The sequence below is a fragment of the Thauera sp. 2A1 genome, assembly GCF_009469595.2.
Classification (GTDB): Bacteria; Pseudomonadota; Gammaproteobacteria; order Burkholderiales; family Rhodocyclaceae; genus Thauera.
On the sequence record NZ_SSXV01000079.1, the window covers coordinates 1 to 2,269 of the forward strand.

At 69.6% G+C, this 2,269-nt stretch carries 2 protein-coding genes; both read left to right on the forward strand.

Translation table 11 applies throughout. The features are described 5' to 3' along the window. Positions 1-334 precede the first annotated feature (334 nt). Positions 335-1,273 (forward strand): histone deacetylase, encoded by a 939-nt coding sequence (locus GH664_RS22440; protein ID WP_153170280.1) that lies wholly within the window; start codon positions 335-337, stop codon positions 1,271-1,273. Then, positions 1,266-2,108 carry a DUF429 domain-containing protein gene (locus tag GH664_RS22445; protein ID WP_153170281.1) on the forward strand — a complete coding sequence of 281 codons (843 nt, stop codon included), beginning with the start codon at positions 1,266-1,268 and terminating at the stop codon, positions 2,106-2,108. Before GH664_RS22440 ends, GH664_RS22445 begins: the two co-directional genes overlap by 8 nt. The last annotated feature ends 161 nt before the right edge of the window (positions 2,109-2,269 follow it).

The window sequence follows — 2,269 nt, forward strand, 5'->3', positions numbered from 1 at the left end:
GTTTGTGGTCGTTTCGACACTTCCACTTTGGCACATCGATGCCGTCAGGTAACAGGAGGGCTCTTCTCATTGAAGAGCACTGCGGACCCATACCTGAGGCGGGAGGGAGGCGTCCATTACATCTCCTACACGAGGGCCTCATGTCCGCCGCTGCGCATGGCCCGCAGTGGCGCATGAAGTCCAGCGTGGCATGATTGCTGCCCGCAGTCATGACAGCAGCGGACAGGTGTCGGTTCCGCCGGTGAAAGCCGCCAGCCACAGTCCGACCTGGCTACCGAACCTTCTCGTCCCTCACCGATCACAGCGCCGCCTACCGCGACATCGAGCCCCCGCCTTGAATCTCTACTACGCCGACCACTTCGTGCTGCCCCTGCCCGCAGGGCATCGCTTCCCGATGGAGAAATACTCGCGCCTGCGCGAGCGCCTGCTCGCCAGCGGCGTCTTCGCTGCCTCGGACTTCCACGTGCCGGTGGCGGCCAGCGACACCGAGATCCTGCGCGCCCACGATGCCGCCTATCTCGAGCGCGTCGCGGCCGGCACGCTGGAGCCGGCCGAGGTGCGCCGCATCGGTTTTCCGTGGTCGCCGGCGATGGTGGAGCGCTCGCGCCGCTCGGCGGGCGCCACGCTCGCGGCCTGCCGCAGCGCGCTGGCGCCCGGGCAAGGCTGCGCGGCCAACCTCGCCGGGGGCACGCACCATGCGCATCGCGATTTCGGCTCGGGTTTCTGCGTCTTCAACGATGCCGCCATCGCCGCGCTGGCGATGCGTGCCGAAGGCCGCGCGCGGCGCATCGCCCTCATCGACTGCGACGTGCATCAGGGCGACGGCAGCGCCGCGATCCTGGCGGCCGAGCCCGAAATCTTCACCTGCAGCCTGCACGGCGCGAAGAACTTCCCCTTCCGCAAGCAGGTCAGCGACCTCGACATCGAACTTCCGGACGACACCAGCGACGAGGCCTACCTGCAGGCGCTGGACGGCGCGCTGGAGCGCATCTTCGACGGCTTCCGGCCCGATCTCGCGATCTACCTCGCCGGCGCCGACCCCTACGAGGGCGACCGCCTCGGGCGGCTGGCGCTCAGCATGGCCGGGCTGGCCGCGCGCGACGAGCGCGTGCTCGGCACCTGTCGCGCGGCCAACGTGCCGGTGGCGATCGCGATGGCGGGCGGCTACGCCAGCGAAATCGACGACACGGTGGCGATCCACGCCACGACCGTGCTGACCGCAGCGCGCCTGTTCGGTGCAGCCGCGCGCAGCCGGATTGCGATCGATGTCTGATTCCAGCCTGGCGAGCGGTCGCGAAGACTGGACGCTGATCGGCGTCGACTTCACCTCGGCCCCGCGGTGGCAAAAGCCGATCACCGCGGCGCTCGGCCGGCTGGACGGCGGCACACTGGTGCTGCAGCGCGTCGAGGCGCTGCCGGACTGGCCCAGTTTCGAGGCGCTGCTGGCGCGGCCCGGCCCCTGGCTGGGTGCCTTCGACTTCCCCTTCGGCCTGCCGCGCGAGGCCGTCGTCGACCTGGGCTTGCCGCAGGACTGGCCGGCGCTGGTCCGGCATTGCGCCGCGCTCGGGCGCGAAGGCTTTCGGGCGGCGCTCGACGCCTATCGCGAAAGCCGACCGCTCGGCCGACGCTATGCGCATCGCGCCACCGACCTCCCCGCGCGCTCGCACAGCCCGCTCAAGCTGGTGAACCCGCCGGTGGGGCTGATGTTCCTCGAGGGCGCACCGCGCCTGCTCGCCGCCGGCGTCACCGTCGCCGGCATCCTGGAAGCCGATCCGCAACGCATCGCGCTCGAGGCCTATCCCGGCCTGCTCGCGCGCAGCATCACCGCCGCGCCGTACAAGAGCGACGACAAGGCGAAACAAACGACGGCGCGGCGCGACAGCCGGGAAGCAATAGTGCACGCCTTGCAGGCCAGCGACACATCGTCCCGGCCAACGCTGGCAGGCCCGGAAGCGCTGCTCGAACAGCTGATCTACGACGCCTCCGGCGACCACCTCGACGCCACGCTCGCCCTCGTCCAGGCCGCGACCGCGCTACGCGCCGGCGCGCCGAACTTCGGCCTGCCGGATAAGGTCGATCGCCTGGAGGGGTGGATCGCAGGGGCTTGACTGCGCCCCCCACGCCGGCGTGTCGTGCCTTTGTAGGAGATGTAATGGACGCCTCCCTCCCGCCTCAGGTATGGGTCCGCAGTGCTCTTCAATGAGAAGAGCCCTCCTGTTACCTGACGGCATCGATGTGCCAAAGTGGAAGTGTCGAAACGACCACAAAC

What these genes read in the sequence shown, in the direction of transcription:
- GH664_RS22445 (WP_153170281.1), top strand. Translation starts at nt 1,266, where the DNA reads ATGTCTGATTCCAGCCTGGCGAGCGGTCGCGAAGACTGGACGCTGATC.